This is a genomic window from Peribacillus sp. 05N428 (assembly GCF_056397085.1).
The window spans coordinates 147,692-164,191 of record NZ_JBFTMS010000004.1 but is presented as its reverse complement, the minus strand read 5'-3'; the positions used below and the strand labels follow the sequence as shown (position 1 = coordinate 164,191).

The window sequence follows — 16,500 nt, the reverse complement described above, 5'->3', positions numbered from 1 at the left end:
GGGAAACCATTTAAGGAAGGGGTTATTAGTAATCTTTTAAAAGAATGTTTTAATAGAAAGATTGTTCACTACGTTCACTACTAATTAAGTAAATACATAAATAACAAACAATGACCGTTAAAGGTCAATCACTTCTAACAGAAACATTACATAATTAAGTTCAACGGTATACATAACTTTAGAATAAGTAGGATATACCTCTAATTCCTCCACAATTGCCCTTCTAAGCGATTCTATTAGCTTATGGGTAATTAATTAGTGTTACCTCCCCCTCTAACACCTTTTAGAAGCGAATTCAGACATTTGACAAAAAGATTATTTTATGTTAGGTAAAGTGGAAATTATCAAGGTGATTCACAGATGTATATTATGTAGGGAAGGAAATAGTCCACCTTCCTTATCAAGCATTAGTTAAGTGCTTGTCATTCTAAGTTATCCCTTCCATTTCCCCTTTCTAGAAATCATTACAGGTTTACTCCCGTTTCCCTGTAGTGGTTTCAATGAAGGTAGAAATACTTTCAATTGGGTTCTTTTATTGGTCTCGGAAAAGACCGTCAAAAAATTACTACCCTAGTAGTAGTTTGGATTGCTTTATTTCTCGGCATTACTACCGCTAGATCGAATCGTCTTGGAGAGGGTTCTAGCACCCCAATTTCGACAAACTAACGATAGGCGATTCACTATTTTTAGATTGCCTGATTGTTTACCCAATTGGGCACTTTTTAAAGTAGATAATACGAGATGGATATCCTCGTTAAAAGGTCTATATAGTATAGAGAATGGCATGAACCGTTTTCTTCTATGTTTGTTAGCTGGTAATTGATTCTGCCTTGATACGCAAACTCCAATTGTTTTGAAGAGTATAAAAGCTTATACAATCACCTTGATTAATTGTTGTTCAGTGGGTGGACAATGATTTAATGTACACTAGACGGATACCTTGGAACGAAGTCTAGTATTTGTACCTTTCCCATACGGAACAATTCGTGTGGTTACAGGGCATCCTTTTCGAAGGGTGTCCCATTATCTATACGAACAATAAAATATAAAGGATGGTGTTATTAGTGGAGAAGATTATTACAGTAGATGAAGCAAACGCATCATCTAAGAATCAACTTATCGGTAGATGCTTGGAACAGAATAAGTTGATTTACCGTATGCAGATGGAAGCTATCCAGAAGGAAAAAGAGATTAATATTCTTAGAGGAATTATTCGCAGATATGACAAAGGATTAACAAGTAGATTTCAATAATAGAAAAGAAAAGGGAGATAACTAAAATGACAAAACAATCTAATGAAATGATTCAATTACAGCAACAGGTGGCACAGATGCAAAAACAACTTCAAGCTAACAATGCATACAAACATTCTTCAATCTTTAAACGAATGAATAAGGAAGCTGAAAAGTGGTTTGATGAAAAAGTAGCTGAAAAAGAAACAGTACTACAGCAACAGAAATTCATTAAAGAAACCATTGCTAACATGATGCTAGGTAAGCCACAACATAGGGACGTTAGCACTATTAAAACTGTTAACGGTGTTCTTATGAGAGTTGCTACCGATGAACAAGCTAACGTTGTAAAGGTTGAACCTATCAAAAGTTTTGGAGAATTGGACTATTCGGAACGTTCTCAACTAATGACAGAAAATAAGAAGTTATATACACGTTTAAAGCATGATGTTTACAAGCCTGAAATGAATGATTTTCATATTGATGTGATGGTTACGGATGGTATTAAGTTTGATGAATGGGCTATTCTAGCTGATACACCACAGAAGCCTAACCTAGAGGGTTTAGGAATGGAAGATTCGTCTAAGGTACTAAATGATTACCGTACCGCTACAGAAGCCCATACAGCCCGTTTAACAACATATCAAGCAGATAAAACAGCGTTTGAAACGGGTACTATGAACAATGATTTAAGAGAATGTGAAAGTAAGATTGAAGCCATTAACAGCGAATTACAGGGGTAAAATAGGATTCCTTCGGGAGTCCTTCTTTTTATTTATAAAACAGAAAAGGAATGATTAAATCATGAAGTTAGAACACACTAGAGTAGATTTAAAATTAAGTGATATAGAAATGAAGTTTTGTCATGCCTATGTTGCCAATATGAGAAACACATCCGAAACGGCTAGACAGATTAATATTAGCAGACCTACCTTAAATAAATGGCTGAAGAAACCACATATTCAATCCTATTTAGATTTGTTAGGTGAAGCAGGTATAGCAGAATCCATATTAACATTTGATGAAGCAATGCAAATACTAACGGGGATAGCTAGAGGTACAATTATGGAAGAAGTTATTAACTTTAAATCAGGTCAGATTGAAAAGACAATTCCGAATACTATTTCTAAGAAACAAGCCGTTGAACTGTATCTAAAAGCTACTGGACAGCTAGTACAGCGTATTGATATCACCTCTGATTATGATAGACCTAAGCCTAGCGTAACCGACCTTACAACAATAGATATGGCTACTAAGAAGATTGCACCCCCTATCGATGCAGAGTTTGAAGAAATTGATTTGGGTGATGTAAATTGAATAAAGAAGGATATTTCATAAGCAAGTATAAAGATGATGATGGAACAATGGTACATGAAATTGACTTACATCATTATGACCCTACAGAAGATGAAGCCGTTGATGATAATATGTTTATTGGAGACTTTAACGGTATCAGTATCAAATCTATAGCTGAATGGTATTTCAATACTAACAAGCTTCAAGGGAAGGTTAAATTAAGTTCTGATTCAAGGATAAGCTTACCTACAGTCCCATCATGGAAAGAACTTTCTAAACGCTATCCAGAAGGGAAGCTACTTAGAATTAAAAGTGAATTCTTTGTTGTATCAGGTACTGATGTTGAAATTGTAACACAAGCCTTTAAGGATAATACTTGGCAAGAAACAGACCTATGGACAGCTACCGTAAATGTTAAGCCATACGGTGTAGATGTTGCAGAAGATTGGATTAGTGTTGACTTAGATATTAACTGGAATGAATAACAAAACCCCTTTTCCTTATTTGGATTAGGGGTTTTTTTTGTCTAAAATACTTACCAGTAATAACCTAATGTAATCTAATATAATCTGTTGTATTCTAAGTCTTGTAAGAGAGACACCTTATACAAGGTTCTTTATTAGCTTCAAGAAGTAATGCTAATAAGCTTGTGCATAGTGCTAAAACAGAAGCTGAACGTGAAATGTTTATAGAGTATAGAAATCATGTTATAGAAACAATGAACTTAGTAAAGCTTTATAATAAGCTTGATAAGTTATTTAAAGGCATTGGGGAGAAATCCCCTTCTTACATATTCATTCTAAAGGAGGTTGCAAAAATGGCTAAATCAAGTGTTTCATTGAAGGTTGCTGAAGAGGTTAAGGGAATGTTAGAGGAACTTAGGGTATTCTACAGTAAAGAAGTATCCGTTGATTTAAACACTAGCCAAACGGCTGAACGTATTATTAGATTAGCCTACTTAGATATGAAAGAAAAAAAGGCTGAGGATTAAAACTTCCCCAACCTTTCTTTTTGTTTATTTATAACCACCTCTAAATAATTTCAAATGTATGAAATGAAAGAGGGTTCTAGCACAAAATTATAAGTGAATGAAAGCCTATTTTTTCATGCTCATTTAATGAAGGTCTAAAAAAGCCCGGAGCTCCGAATCACCTTCTGGACCTCTGAAGACTCCTCTTCGCCCTTGGCGGTCCCAGCACTTCTGACATGATGATGCCATCAATCAGCTGCTTTTTGCCAAAAGACGGTCCTTTGCGATAGACCGGACTGTTATTATCAGCAATCGTTGAAGTAAGTTGATCTGCCTTCGCTTTTTGATACAAACGCTCTTGATCGTACTTCTGCTGCAGCCGTCTAAGCTCCGCAATCCTTTTGTTCGCTTCGTTCGTCGTCTCATCGATCACTTCTGCAGCCTGTGCTGCCTGCTGTTCGACTTTCCTTACAGGAGCAGGTGCAGGCGTTTGCTGCTGATTCCCTTGCTGCATTTCACCTTGAAGCTCCTGCATGACCTCCTGCCATTTCTTTTTCGGAGGGGTGTTAGGATTTTGAGGCTGTTTTTTCTTTCCTAACATGGACGTTAAAATACCGATCAAGACAATGATAAGGAATGGGTTCTTGAGAAAGAAATCAATAAAATCTCCCATTTAAAGACCTTCCTTCCCTGACCTAATTATTATTATGGTTATTGTTGTTATCTTTTGGATTTTCGGATATTTTACTGATGGAACCGCGCATATCCGTATCGGCCGTGATATTTTGGATATTCATATAATCCATCACTCCAAGGTTTCCGCTTTTCAGTGCATCGGCCATGGCCAGCGGAACTTCCGCTTCGGATTGAACAACCTTCGCTCTCATTTCCTGAACACGGGCAACCATTTCCTGTTCAAGTGCAACAGCCATCGCACGTCGTTCTTCGGCCTTTGCCTGGGCTATTTTCTTATCGGCTTCGGCTTGGTCCGTCTGTAAGATGGCCCCGATATTTTTACCGATATCCACTTCAGCAATATCAATGGAAAGAATTTCGAATGCCGTCCCTGAATCCAACCCTTTCGATAAAACCGTTCTTGAAATCAAATCGGGATGTTCCAGTACATCCGTATGCATTTGCGAAGCACCGATCGTCGATACGATCCCTTCCCCTACACGGGCAATGATCGTCTCTTCACCGGCACCACCGACCAGGCGTTCAATATTGGCCCGGACCGTGATCCTTGCCTTCGCTTTCACTTCAATACCATTCATCGCTACACCTGAGATGAATGGAGTTTCGATCACTTTCGGGTTAACGCTCATTTGAACGGCTTGCAGTACATCACGACCGGCAAGGTCAATGGCTGCACCCCGTTCGAAAGGTAACGTGATATTGGCGCGTTCTGCAGCAATTAATGCATTCACCACTCGATCGACATTACCGCCTGCAAGGTAATGGCTCTCCAATTGATTCGTCGAAACATTGATTCCAGCCTTATGGGCCTTGATAAGGGGATTGACGACCCTGCTTGGTATAACACGGCGAAGCCTCATCCCAACTAATGTAAATATACTGATTTTGACTCCTGCCGCTAAAGCGGAAATCCATAACATGACTGGTACGAATGTGAAAAACACTGCCAATACGATGATAGCAGCAATCACTGCCAGTACAATAAATACCGTTCCTGAAGTTATCACTTAATGATTCATCCTTCCTGTATCCTTTAATTTTAATTTGAATCCGGAATTTCCCGGACGACTACCCTTGATCCTTCAACTTTAACGATAATGATTGTCGAACCTTTGGAAATAAAGCTTCCTTCGGTCACGACATCCACTCTTTCTTCTTTGACCAAAGCTGTTCCTGAAGGCCTCAAATCTGTAAGGGCCTTCCCTTCTACACCTAATAAATCCAAACGATTCGGATTGCTGACATATCCTTGTTCCGTATTTGTTGCATCGGTTAATATCATTTTCCTGAAAAATTTCATCTGTTTTCCAAACACCTTTACAAGTAGGATGAATACCAAAATGGATACGGTGACCGCAATTAGCAAGGAGATCGTCATATGGACCGGATCACCTGTCGCGAGGAATAGACTCCCCACTACCGCTGTAAACCCGAGCAGCCCGATAATCCCCCCTGGGATAAAAAATTCAATTAGTACGAGAATAACCCCAATGATGAACAGCGCTAACGATTCGTATCCGGTGATACCGGCGACAAGATGACCATAGAAGAATAAGACAAGACTGGTGATTCCAATTACGCCCGGAATTCCAAAGCCGGGTGAAAACAATTCCATCACAATCCCGATTCCCGCTATCGTTAATAAAATGGGAACGACGATCGGGTTGGTCAAAAAGCGGGCTAGCTTCTCAGGAAAGCTTTCTTCGATTGACCGAATATCAGCATCTTCAACCCCAAGTATACTATACAGCTCCGCTTTTCCAGAGACAGTGCCTTCGCTATACCCAGCCTTTTTTGCCTGTTCGGCTGTAAATGTCAGCAACTTCCCTTTTTCCGCTCCATATTCGGGTAGATCGATGTCAACATCCGCCATCGCCTGGGCGTATATGGGATCACGTCCATTTTGTTCAGCAGCAGTCTTCATGGCAGCCAACCAATAAGATTGCGCTTTCTTACTTGCAGCGTTCCCTGTTGAATCAATCACAGCTGCAGATCCCATGGTGGCACTCGGAACCATATAGATCTCATCCGCACTTAAAGAAATGTATGCCCCTGCAGATAAAGCCCTGTTATTGACATAGGCAACTGTCTTTATTGGTGAATCCGCCAGTAACTTTGCAATTTCCCCTGCTGCATCCACAGCACCTCCAGGGGTATTCACCTCGAAAACGACAAGATCTGCATCTGCTGCTTCAGCAGTGGTCAGTGCTCGTTCCAAAAAGGCCGAGAGTCCCTTTTCCACCGTTTCTTCAATGGGTACATGGTAAACGATCTTCTCGTTTGCAGATACCGTCGCTCCACCAAAGGAAGACATGGTGAACAGCAATCCAAATAGGAGTACAGATAAATAACGCCAAATTTTCAACGGAACGCCCCCTTTCCCGTATTAAACGCGGTAAGTGCCCCATTATCCAGGAACTTACCAGTAAATTCAGCCCGCAACTAAAATTCGAATAAGGAGCAATTGAAGCAACCCTTTACCCTGTTCTTTAGTTATTACGTATGTATATGAAAAAGGTTTCAAAAAAAGCAAATAAAATTAAAAGTGCCACAATTATCTTGGGCTTCGTTTCAATAATATACGCATAAAATTCATGAAATACACAAAAACCACAGGCAATTTGCCTGCGGTTAGGTTTCGAGTTTTAAGTTTAGAGTTTAAGATAGATGTTGTTGTACTAATTTGTTAACTAGAGAACCATCCGCTTTACCTTTAACTTTAGGCATTAAAGCTCCCATAACTCGGCCCATATCTGCTTTGGATGTTGCATTGACTTCTAAAATCGTTTCGTTAACGATTTTAGAAATGTCTTCTTCTGAAAGTTGCTGAGGCATATATGCCTCTACGTATACTAGTTCGGTGCGGACTTTATCCACGAGATCTGAACGACCTGCGTTTTCAAACTCCTGGAGGGAGTCTTTGCGTTGTTTTAATTCGCGAGAGAGCACTGTCAATTCTTCATCATCTGTTAAATCTTGTCTCTGCTTCAAGGCTTCGTTTTGAATAGAAGCTTTCAGCATCCGAATAACAGATAGTTTGTCCTTTTCCTTGTTCTTCATCGCTTGTTTCATATCATTATTTAAACGCTCGAGAAGACTCATCTTTCCACCCTCTCTTAGAATTTACGTTTTCTTGCAGCTTCAGACTTTTTCTTACGTTTTACGCTTGGTTTTTCATAAAATTCACGCTTCCTAGCTTCCTGAAGCGATCCTGCTTTAGATACAGTACGTTTGAAACGACGAAGAGCATCTTCAAGCGATTCGTTTTTACGAACGACGGTTTTAGACATCTCTTTCCCTCCCTCCGAAAACAACACACTAACTCAAGTTGTCAACATGTTATACATGTACTAAACAATTATAATATATCATCTTTAGCAGGTCAACCAATAAAATCAAACTTATTTTGAATATAATCGTGTTATTATCATAATTTTTCACTAAGCGAAGATTCAACTTGCATGAAATACCAATTTATAGCATGTCCCCCGTTAATGGGCCATAAGCTTACTATGAGGTGACAGTCATGCATGAGCTATTTTTATTCATTTTATTCATTGCGATATTTCTGGCAGGTATGTCAGTTTTACGAATCGGACTGTTCAATATGTCCGGTGCAGCATTAAAAACATTTCTCTCAAAGGTTACGGATAAGCCATGGAAAGGCTTCTTGGCCGGAACCATCTTTACCGGGATCCTGCAGAGCAGCTCGGCGGTCATGGTCATGACGGTCGGCCTCGTTTCCGCAGGAAGCTTAACATTCCCGCAAACAATCGGGATTATTCTTGGAACGAATATCGGATCCACCTTTACAGCAGAGTTCATGACTTTCTCTTTGGATCGCTGGATCATTCCCGGTGTCGTAAGCGGCGCTTTCCTTTGCTTCATGCCAAAAGCATTTCCGAGAAGCCTAGGAATGTCCCTGATCGGAATCTCGGCCATCTTCGCAGCGATGAGCGGTTTTAAAACGCTTTCGACTCCGGTTGCAGCCTATCCATCCATACAAACCCTTATCCAGTACATAGAGGGCCATATGAGTTATGCCCTGATTGCCGGGTTATTATTGACGGCACTCATTCACTCCAGTTCTGCAACCATCGGGATAGCCATGAGTTTTTTGATGAATGGGGAGTTATCCGTGTCCTCGGCAATCATCATCATGCTCGGATCGAATATCGGCACTTGCATCACCGGATACATGGCCAGCATCGGTTCTGGCAGACAAGCTGCCTTCACAGCTTATGCACATATTTGGCTGAACATCATCGGGGTTGCAGCATTCCTTCCTTTTGTGGACATCCTGGAAAGTACGGCTGCCTATTTCACCGAAAACAAAGGGACACAGCTCGCGCATGCCAGTGTCATTTTCAATATCTTGACTTCTTTGGCCGTCTTGCCATTCGCACGGCGATTCTCCAACCTCATTCTTTTGGTGCATCGGCCACACTTAAAAAAATAAGGGCTGTCCAAAAGTCATTGGCAACAGACTATGGGACAGCCATAAATAAGATAGACATAACCTAAACGCATAGATATTAAGGGCGGTAAACGATTTCAGCTAATCTTTTTATAATTAGTTTTATGGTTCAATAAGCTCAAACCACTCAATAATACAACAGCTACTATCAAAATCAGCAAACTTTCATTAGAGAATGATGTTAGATAAAAAGCAGTTACTGCCATTATAAATAAAACGGTTATTGAAGTGTAAAATTCCACCATGCATTTAACCATTCAAAATGAAAACCCAATTTAATATAAGCATGTTTACTCCCTGTTTGATACCTCCTAATATCTATTAAATCCACAATAAACTTATTTTTGAATGTATGGGTTCCAAAAATGATACAGGTCCTCTTTTTTATGGAAGAAATAAGCCAATATACGGGCAAGGGAAATTGCCAGTTGAATTATTTTTGGAATCAATAAAAAACAGGCGGAGAAAAAATAATTCATTTTTCTCCGCCTGCTATATTTTAGGGAATTATACGGTCCTTACAAAATCAATAATCGGAATCAGCTGTTAAGCCCTTCACGATGGAGACACCTGCACTCGCTCCAATTCTTGTTGCACCAGCTTCAATCACATTCTGGGCATCGCTCGTGTTGCGAACCCCGCCTGAAGCTTTGACACCGATATTCGGGCCAACCGTTTTTCTCATAAGCGCGATATCTTCAACTGTCGCTCCGCCGGTCGAAAAACCAGTTGATGTTTTCACATAATCCGTTCCGGCTTTTACGGCCAATTCACATGCACGGACTTTTTCTTCATCGGTCAATAAAGAAGTTTCAATGATCACTTTTGAAAGAGCCTTACCAGTGGATGCCGCTACCACAGCACGAATATCCCGCTCTACCAACTCATCATCCTTGTCCTTCAATGCGCCGATATTGATCACCATATCGACTTCGTGAGCACCATTGGCGATGGCATCTTTCGTTTCAAAAGCTTTGGTTTCCGGTGTGGTTGCACCTAGAGGGAAGCCGATAACCGTACAAACCTTCACTTCTGAACCTTCCAAAAGTTCACTTGCATATTTCACCCAAGTTGGGTTTACGCATACGGAAGCAAAGTTATACTCTCTCGCTTCTTCGCACAATACCTTTATTTGCTCTTTGGTTGCATCTGCTTTTAATAACGTGTGGTCAATTAAACCTGCTACATTTTGTGACATTAATAAATCCTCCTCAAAAACAATCTATACCTAGTTGTACGTACCTCTCATGATACCATAGTTTAACCAGTTTGACGATATATATAGTCTTTACCCGAAAGTGCCAAGAAAACACATCTAAAAAAGGATAATAAAAAAAGACAGCGATTAACCGCTGTCTTAGATATTGGATGCTTGTTGCAACGGAAAATCCTTCACGACCGTCACGAACTGACCTTCACTAAATGGATAGCCAGATTTTGTGATTTTAACTTTGACGATTTCACCGACCATTTCTTCCGATGCCGGGAAGACGACTTTCATGTAATTATCGGAGTAGCCCTCATAAAGTCCATTTTCCAACTTCGTTTCAGGAATGACTTCCAGAACTTCCCCCTCGAATCGGGAGGCATACTCTTTTGCCAACTGATCCGACAACGTAATAAGGCGGTGGACTCGTTCATTTTTGATATCTTCATCCACTTGATCTCCCATACGGGCAGCCGGAGTCCCTGTCCGTTTTGAATAAGGGAAAACATGAAGTTCGGAGAATTTATATTTTTCTATAAAGTTATATGTCTCCATGAATTCTTCTTCAGTTTCACCCGGGAAACCTACGATGACATCAGAGGTAACAGCAAGACCCGGAAGTGCAATTTTCAGCTTTTCGATTCGATCACCGAAGAAATCCATCGTATATTTACGTCTCATCCGTTTTAGAACGGTATCGGAACCCGATTGGATTGGTATATGCAAATGACGTACCACTTTTTTCGAATTCGTCAGTACTTCAATGATCTCATCTGTAATTTGGCTGGCTTCAATGGATGAAATACGGATACGCTTCAGCCCATCGACTTTTTCCAAGTCCCGCAGCAGCATCGCCAAATTATAGTCTTTCAAATCATCTCCGTAGCCGCCCGTATGAATTCCGGTAAGGACTAGCTCTTTATAGCCTGACTCGACAAGCTGTTCAGCCTGGTGAACGACTTCCTTTGGATCGCGGGAACGCATCAAGCCACGTGCCCAAGGAATGATGCAGAAAGTGCAGAAATTATTGCAGCCTTCCTGAATCTTCAGTGAAGCGCGTGTACGGTCTGTGAAAGCAGGTACATCCAACTCTTCGTAGACACGGTTTTTCATGATATTTCCTACGGCATTGATTGGTTCACGCTCAACCTTGAATTGCTCAATGTAATCAAGCAGTTTAACCCTGTCTTGTGTTCCTACAACAATATCCACACCTGGTATGGCCATGATTTCTGCCGGCGATGTCTGTGCGTAACATCCCGTTACCGCTATGACGGCATTCGGATTCTTACGAATGGCACGACGGATGACCTGACGGCTTTTCTTATCGCCAGTGTTTGTCACCGTGCATGTGTTGATGACATATACATCTGATGTATTTTCAAACTCAACACGATCATATCCCCCAGTTTTGAATAATTGCCATATAGCCTCTGTTTCATAATGATTCACTTTACAGCCTAATGTATGGAAAGCGACCGTTGCCATTTTTCATCACCTCAAAAGTTCTACATGATAAGAAACAGCGGAAAGTGCATATAAAGGTGCTGTTTCAGTTCTTAATATTCTTGGTCCAAGACCGCAAGCCATAAAACCGGCATCAGTCAGTTTTTCAATTTCCTTATCTGCTAAACCACCTTCAGGCCCAAAAACGAATAGGATGGATTGCCCAGCAGTAATATCTTTCAAGACAGAAGCGAGTACAGAAGTTTCCCCCCGTTTTGCCTCTTCTTCAAAAGCGATTAATTTATGATCGAAACCGGAAGCATACCCAGCTAGCTGATCTGCCGTCATCGGTTCCTTGATGGCAGGGATAACCGTGCGGTGAGATTGCTCAGCCGCCTCTTTTGAAATCTTCTGGAGCCTCTCCAATTTCTTGCCTACCTTTTTGTGGTCCCATTTTACCACCGAACGAGCAGCAATAAAAGGGATAAATTCAACGGCACCCAGTTCAGTGCCCTTTTGAACGATATATTCCAATTTATCCCCTTTAGGCAGACCGCTCGCAATCACTACCCTTACAGGAAGTTCCTTTTCTTCATTCTTCCATTCGGTTACCGTACCTATTACAGCATCATCAGTAATTTCCGAAATTTCCGCGATAGCTGTCATGCCATTACCTTTCACCGTGATGATCCGCTCACCTGGTCCCATTCTCATCACTCTGGCGATATGGTGAAAATCATCACCTGATATCGTCACCATGTTTCCATTGATATCTGCTTCGTTAAGAAAATACCGTTGCACACTGCCACCTACTTCGTCTAGTCTAAATAACTCACAGGCTAACAGTCAGGAATCCAGAATGCAAGCCGTGCAAAGATTCAAGCTAAAAAAAGGTACTCTGACTATCAAAAAAACCGATAATCAGAGTAACTTTTCCAATTAAGCATTTCTTTTTGCGATTATTGCCACCCAATCTTCCATCAAGATCGTTTCCTCAACGGTGAAACCAGATGCTATAATCGCTTCCTTCACATCTTGTTTCTTAGTTTGAATGATTCCGGAAGCGATGAAATATCCGCCAGGTTTAACGACTTTCGCTACATCATCCGTAAAACGCATGATCACTTCGGCAAGAATATTAGCCACGACGATATCCGCTTGTTCATTTACACCATCCAGTAAGTTGCCTTGTGACACGGACACTTTATCCTGCACGTTATTTATTTCAACGTTTTGCTTGGCTGACTGTACTGCCACTTCATCCAAATCAAGTGACTGGATTCGTTTTGCATCCAATAATGCAGCTGCAATGCTTAGAACACCAGAACCAGTTCCTACATCAACGACTAAATCCCCAGGCGTTACTGTTCGTTCCAGCGCTTGGATGCACATGACCGTCGTCGGGTGTGTTCCCGTTCCGAAGGCCATGCCTGGATCAAGTTCAATGATCAATTCGTCACTGCTTACCGGAGTATAGTCTTCCCACGTTGGCACGATGGTAAAACGTTCGGATATCTTGACGGGGTTATAATATTTTTTCCAAGCCGTCGCCCACTCTTCTTCATTCACTTCACTAATTGAAACAACATTTTTCCCAAGGTCAATATCGAAAAGAAGGAGATTATTGATTGATTCCTTAATAGCATCAATGGTATCGCCAAGGAAGCTGTTAACGGGCAGATAAGCCTTAATGACTACACCTTCATCCGGATAATCATCGGGGTTTAAGTGGTAGATTTCGCCAAAAACATTTTCACGTTCCTTGACTAATTCTAGAGGATCCTCAATGACAACACCGCTCGCACCTGCCTCATGAAGAATATTCGAAACAGGTTCAACCGCTTCATTCGTTGTTTGGATTGCAAATTCAGACCACTTCATAATCTACCAACTCTCAATTTGTTCTTTTTACTTTTATTCACCTATCTTTAAAAGCACGCTTCACTTTTGAGAAAAAGCCATCATCTTGTTCATCTATACCTTGTCCGCTGATATCACTGAACTCACGAAGCAAGTCCTTTTGTTTTTCCGTTAATTTCTTAGGCGTGACAACCAATACGACCACATGCTGATCTCCTTGGCCATATCCTCTGACATTCGGAACTCCTTTGCCCTTTAAACGGAAACGAGTGCTAGTTTGTGTACCTGCTGGAATCTTCAGCTTCACTTTTCCATGCAGCGTCGGAACTTCTATTTCATCGCCTAATGCTGCCTGGGCAAAAGTAACCGGCATTTCACAATAAATATCATCGCCATCCCGTTCAAAGAATTCATGGCTGCGCACATGGAAGACAACATACAGGTCTCCTGCGGGACCGCCATTGATTCCAGGCTCGCCTTGGCCTGTTACACGCAACTGCTGGCCATCATCAATTCCTGCTGGCACCTTGACTTGGATTTTTTTACGTTTTTGGACTTTTCCGTCGCCGCCGCATGTTGAACATTTATTAGGAATGATTTTTCCTGTTCCTTGACAATGGTGACATGCTCTCCGGTTCACAATCCTTCCGAACGCTGTGTTTTGTTCAACATTCAATTGACCGGTTCCATGACAATGTGAACAGTTTTCCACCTTTGTACCTGGTTTGGCACCGGATCCTTTACATGTACCGCAATCCTCTTCACGCGGAATTTCGATCTCAGTATCTTTTCCGAATGCAGCCTCTTCAAACGAAAGCGTCATCGTATACTGTAAATCCGCTCCTTGACGCGGTGCATTAGGATCTCTCCTGCGTCCGCCGCCACCAAAGAAGCTACTGAAAATATCTTCAAAACCGCCGAAACCGCCAAAGTCCTGACCGCCAAAGCCTTGATTGGGATCTGTATGTCCGAATTGGTCATAATGGGCTTTTTTCTGTTCGTCACTCAATACTTCGTAAGCTTCCTTGATTTCCTTGAATTTATCCGCAGCATCGTCCGCTTTATTAATATCAGGGTGATATTGTTTGGAGAGCTTTCGATACGCTTTTTTGATTTCATCCTTCGAAGCACTTTTCGAAAGGCCTAACACCTCATAATAATCGCGTTTACTCATATCTAAAATCCACTCCCGATTCGATTCACATAAAGGTAATATTATCACTGAACGAAGATAATAATCAACTAGAAAAGTACAAACGGCTTTAACACATTTTTGCAAATGGCATTGCCAGCCCCAATTTGCACACATTTTTCTCTAAAATCCCACGATTCCCCATCAGTGATTGCAACAATGTTTCCATTCACTGTAAAAAAAGCCAAAGTCAAGATAACCTGACTTTGACTTTTTTACAATGGAGCAGAATACTGCCCGATATATCAGTGTCCCGATTGGGGCACTTTTTATTTTTTCTCTTCTTCGTTTACTTCAGTGTATTCAGCATCAACGACATTATCGTCTTGAGCAGACTCGCCAGCACCCGCTTCGCCAGCTTGCTGAGCTTTTGCCGCTTCTTCATAAAGCTTCATTGTCAAAGCTTGAACGATTTCGTTAAGTGCATCTTTTTTCACGCGGATTTCTTCAAGCTCATTTTTCTCGATTGCAGCTTTCAGTTCATCCTTCGCTTCATTCGCTTTTGTCACTTCCGCTTCGTCCACTTTACCTTCTAGATCTTTAAGCGTTTTTTCCGTTTGGAAAACTAATTGATCTGCTTCGTTACGAAGTTCAACTTCTTCTTTACGTTGTTTATCGCTATCGGCATTTTCTTCCGCTTCACGTACCATGCGTTCGATCTCTTCATCAGAAAGACCTGAAGATGATTTGATGGTGATTGCTTGTTCTTTGTTCGTACCAAGATCTTTCGCACGAACGTTCACGATACCATTTTTATCGATATCGAATGTCACTTCAACTTGCGGAACTCCACGCGGTGCCGGTGGAATGTCACTCAATTGGAAACGACCAAGAGTTTTGTTATCCGCTGACATTGGACGCTCACCTTGAAGGACATGGATATCAACTGCCGTTTGATTATCAGCCGCTGTCGAGAATACTTGTGATTTACTTGTCGGAATCGTAGTATTACGGTCAATCAGTTTCGTGAATACTCCGCCCATCGTTTCAATTCCAAGTGAAAGTGGAGTTACATCAAGAAGGACAACGTCTTTAACATCACCTGTCAATACGCCACCTTGAATTGCAGCACCCATAGCAACCACTTCATCAGGGTTTACACCTTTGCTTGGTTCTTGACCGATTTCCTTTTTGATCGCTTCAACGACAGCAGGAATACGTGTAGATCCACCAACCAGGATTACTTTGTCGATTTCAGATGCTGAAAGACCAGCATCTTTCAATGCTTGACGAGTCGGTCCCATAGTACGTTCCACAAGACCTGTGGAAAGCTCATCGAATTTAGCTCTAGTCATCGTTACATCCAAGTGAAGCGGTCCAGCTTCTCCAGCAGTGATGAATGGTAAAGAAATTTGAGTTGACGTTACGCCGGAAAGATCTTTTTTCGCTTTTTCAGCTGCATCTTTCAAACGTTGAACCGCCATTTTATCTTTTGAAAGATCGATTCCGTTTTCTTTCTTGAATGCTTCAACAAGGTAATCGATGATGACTTGGTCGAAATCATCCCCACCTAGACGGTTGTCGCCAGCTGTGGACTTAACTTCGAAAACGCCGTCTCCAAGTTCCATGATCGACACGTCAAATGTACCGCCGCCAAGGTCGAATACAAGGATCGTTTGATCTTCTTCCGTTTTATCCAAACCGTATGCAAGTGCTGCAGCTGTCGGTTCGTTGATGATACGTTCCACTTCAAGGCCGGCAATTTGACCAGCATCCTTAGTTGCTTGACGTTCTGCATCATTGAAGTAAGCAGGTACAGTGATAACCGCTTTTGTGACTTTTTCGCCAAGATATTCTTCAGCGTATGATTTCAAGTATTGAAGGATGATTGCAGAAACTTCTTGAGGTGAGTATTCTTTTCCTTCAATTACTTCTTTATGGTTGGTACCCATATGGCGTTTAATGGAAATGATCGTGTTAGGGTTTGTAATCGCTTGGCGTTTTGCCACTTCCCCTACTTGCCTTTCTCCATTTTTGAATGCCACTACGGATGGTGTTGTACGGTTTCCTTCCGGATTCGGGATTACTTTTGGTTCCCCGCCTTCAAGTACAGATACACAAGAGTTTGTTGTACCTAAGTCAATACCAATAATCTTGCTCATAGTTTCACTACCTCCCAATTAT

The 16,500-nt window shown here is 41.3% G+C and carries 17 protein-coding genes; 6 read left to right on the top strand and 11 right to left on the bottom strand.

What is annotated here, in order from left to right:
* Positions 1 to 1,064: 1,064 nt before the first annotated feature.
* The 5 genes from AC1DIV_RS05795 to AC1DIV_RS05775 all read left to right on the top strand — a co-directional run bounded on the left by AC1DIV_RS05795 (position 1,065) and on the right by AC1DIV_RS05775 (position 3,519).
* Positions 1,065 to 1,253, top strand: a complete 189-nt coding sequence (locus AC1DIV_RS05795; RefSeq protein ID WP_477575952.1) for a hypothetical protein — start codon at positions 1,065 to 1,067, stop codon at positions 1,251 to 1,253.
* A gap of 26 nt (positions 1,254 to 1,279) precedes the next feature.
* The gene (locus tag AC1DIV_RS05790) at positions 1,280 to 1,975 is read left to right on the top strand and encodes a hypothetical protein (RefSeq protein WP_477575950.1); all 696 of its coding nucleotides are present in this window, start codon (positions 1,280 to 1,282) and stop codon (positions 1,973 to 1,975) included.
* Positions 1,976 to 2,036: 61 nt separating this feature from the next.
* Positions 2,037 to 2,549 carry a terminase small subunit gene (locus AC1DIV_RS05785; protein ID WP_477575948.1) on the top strand — a complete coding sequence of 171 codons (513 nt, stop codon included), beginning with the start codon at positions 2,037 to 2,039 and terminating at the stop codon, positions 2,547 to 2,549.
* Positions 2,546 to 3,013 carry a hypothetical protein gene (locus AC1DIV_RS05780; protein WP_477575946.1) on the top strand — a complete coding sequence of 156 codons (468 nt, stop codon included), beginning with the start codon at positions 2,546 to 2,548 and terminating at the stop codon, positions 3,011 to 3,013. The genes AC1DIV_RS05785 and AC1DIV_RS05780 overlap by 4 nt, the downstream gene beginning before the upstream one ends.
* 332 nt (positions 3,014 to 3,345) lie before the next feature.
* Positions 3,346 to 3,519 carry a hypothetical protein gene (locus tag AC1DIV_RS05775; protein WP_331261875.1) on the top strand — a complete coding sequence of 58 codons (174 nt, stop codon included), beginning with the start codon at positions 3,346 to 3,348 and terminating at the stop codon, positions 3,517 to 3,519.
* Positions 3,520 to 3,676: 157 nt separating this feature from the next.
* Here the strand turns inward: AC1DIV_RS05775 and AC1DIV_RS05770 are convergent, their stop codons facing one another.
* From AC1DIV_RS05770 to rpsU, 5 genes are all read right to left on the bottom strand, one after another.
* Positions 3,677 to 4,171, bottom strand: coding sequence for a hypothetical protein (locus tag AC1DIV_RS05770; RefSeq protein ID WP_323598456.1), 495 nt, complete (start codon positions 4,169 to 4,171; stop codon positions 3,677 to 3,679).
* Between the two features lie 22 nt (positions 4,172 to 4,193).
* On the bottom strand, positions 4,194 to 5,177 hold the full coding sequence (floA, locus tag AC1DIV_RS05765) for a flotillin-like protein FloA (RefSeq protein WP_370023731.1): 984 nt from the start codon (positions 5,175 to 5,177) through the stop codon (positions 4,194 to 4,196).
* Between the two features lie 56 nt (positions 5,178 to 5,233).
* On the bottom strand, positions 5,234 to 6,553 hold the full coding sequence (locus AC1DIV_RS05760; RefSeq protein ID WP_445670169.1) for an NfeD family protein: 1,320 nt from the start codon (positions 6,551 to 6,553) through the stop codon (positions 5,234 to 5,236).
* 299 nt (positions 6,554 to 6,852) lie between these two features.
* Positions 6,853 to 7,296: a GatB/YqeY domain-containing protein gene (locus AC1DIV_RS05755; RefSeq protein ID WP_034308521.1), complete on the bottom strand. Its 444-nt coding sequence runs from the start codon at positions 7,294 to 7,296 to the stop codon at positions 6,853 to 6,855.
* Positions 7,297 to 7,310: 14 nt separating this feature from the next.
* Entirely contained in the window at positions 7,311 to 7,484 is a 174-nt protein-coding gene (rpsU, locus tag AC1DIV_RS05750; protein WP_028391853.1) for a 30S ribosomal protein S21, read from the bottom strand.
* Between the two features lie 236 nt (positions 7,485 to 7,720).
* Between rpsU and AC1DIV_RS05745 the strand changes: the two genes are divergently transcribed.
* Positions 7,721 to 8,653 (top strand): Na/Pi symporter, encoded by a 933-nt coding sequence (locus AC1DIV_RS05745; protein ID WP_340876936.1) that lies wholly within the window; start codon positions 7,721 to 7,723, stop codon positions 8,651 to 8,653.
* Between the two features lie 544 nt (positions 8,654 to 9,197).
* Here the strand turns inward: AC1DIV_RS05745 and deoC are convergent.
* From deoC to dnaK, 6 genes are all read right to left on the bottom strand, one after another.
* Positions 9,198 to 9,869: a deoxyribose-phosphate aldolase gene (deoC, locus tag AC1DIV_RS05740; protein ID WP_048682875.1), complete on the bottom strand. Its 672-nt coding sequence runs from the start codon at positions 9,867 to 9,869 to the stop codon at positions 9,198 to 9,200.
* Positions 9,870 to 10,028: 159 nt separating this feature from the next.
* Positions 10,029 to 11,366, bottom strand: coding sequence for a tRNA (N(6)-L-threonylcarbamoyladenosine(37)-C(2))-methylthiotransferase MtaB (gene mtaB / locus AC1DIV_RS05735; RefSeq protein ID WP_340876937.1), 1,338 nt, complete (start codon positions 11,364 to 11,366; stop codon positions 10,029 to 10,031).
* A 6-nt stretch (positions 11,367 to 11,372) separates the two neighbouring features.
* Positions 11,373 to 12,125, bottom strand: coding sequence for a 16S rRNA (uracil(1498)-N(3))-methyltransferase (locus AC1DIV_RS05730; protein ID WP_034308528.1), 753 nt, complete (start codon positions 12,123 to 12,125; stop codon positions 11,373 to 11,375).
* Positions 12,126 to 12,263: 138 nt separating this feature from the next.
* Positions 12,264 to 13,205 carry a 50S ribosomal protein L11 methyltransferase gene (gene prmA, locus AC1DIV_RS05725; protein WP_034308530.1) on the bottom strand — a complete coding sequence of 314 codons (942 nt, stop codon included), beginning with the start codon at positions 13,203 to 13,205 and terminating at the stop codon, positions 12,264 to 12,266.
* Between the two features lie 37 nt (positions 13,206 to 13,242).
* A complete protein-coding gene (dnaJ, locus tag AC1DIV_RS05720; RefSeq protein WP_323598452.1) occupies positions 13,243 to 14,358 on the bottom strand; it encodes a molecular chaperone DnaJ in 1,116 nt (371 codons plus the stop codon).
* A gap of 287 nt (positions 14,359 to 14,645) precedes the next feature.
* Positions 14,646 to 16,478, bottom strand: coding sequence for a molecular chaperone DnaK (gene dnaK / locus AC1DIV_RS05715; RefSeq protein ID WP_034308533.1), 1,833 nt, complete (start codon positions 16,476 to 16,478; stop codon positions 14,646 to 14,648).
* Between the last annotated feature and the right edge of the window lie 22 nt (positions 16,479 to 16,500).

Bases quoted from the DNA above. Each gene is read 5' to 3' on its own strand.
- AC1DIV_RS05770 (WP_323598456.1), bottom strand. From the start codon at position 4,171: ATGGGAGATTTTATTGATTTCTTTCTCAAGAACCCATTCCTTATCATT.
- AC1DIV_RS05790 (WP_477575950.1), top strand. From the start codon at position 1,280: ATGACAAAACAATCTAATGAAATGATTCAATTACAGCAACAGGTGGCA.
- dnaK (WP_034308533.1), bottom strand. From the start codon at position 16,478: ATGAGCAAGATTATTGGTATTGACTTAGGTACAACAAACTCTTGTGTA.
- AC1DIV_RS05775 (WP_331261875.1), top strand. From the start codon at position 3,346: ATGGCTAAATCAAGTGTTTCATTGAAGGTTGCTGAAGAGGTTAAGGGA.
- dnaJ (WP_323598452.1), bottom strand. From the start codon at position 14,358: ATGAGTAAACGCGATTATTATGAGGTGTTAGGCCTTTCGAAAAGTGCT.
- prmA (WP_034308530.1), bottom strand. From the start codon at position 13,205: ATGAAGTGGTCTGAATTTGCAATCCAAACAACGAATGAAGCGGTTGAA.
- mtaB (WP_340876937.1), bottom strand. From the start codon at position 11,366: ATGGCAACGGTCGCTTTCCATACATTAGGCTGTAAAGTGAATCATTAT.
- AC1DIV_RS05755 (WP_034308521.1), bottom strand. From the start codon at position 7,296: ATGAGTCTTCTCGAGCGTTTAAATAATGATATGAAACAAGCGATGAAG.
- AC1DIV_RS05745 (WP_340876936.1), top strand. From the start codon at position 7,721: ATGCATGAGCTATTTTTATTCATTTTATTCATTGCGATATTTCTGGCA.
- deoC (WP_048682875.1), bottom strand. From the start codon at position 9,869: ATGTCACAAAATGTAGCAGGTTTAATTGACCACACGTTATTAAAAGCA.
- rpsU (WP_028391853.1), bottom strand. From the start codon at position 7,484: ATGTCTAAAACCGTCGTTCGTAAAAACGAATCGCTTGAAGATGCTCTT.
- AC1DIV_RS05785 (WP_477575948.1), top strand. From the start codon at position 2,037: ATGAAGTTAGAACACACTAGAGTAGATTTAAAATTAAGTGATATAGAA.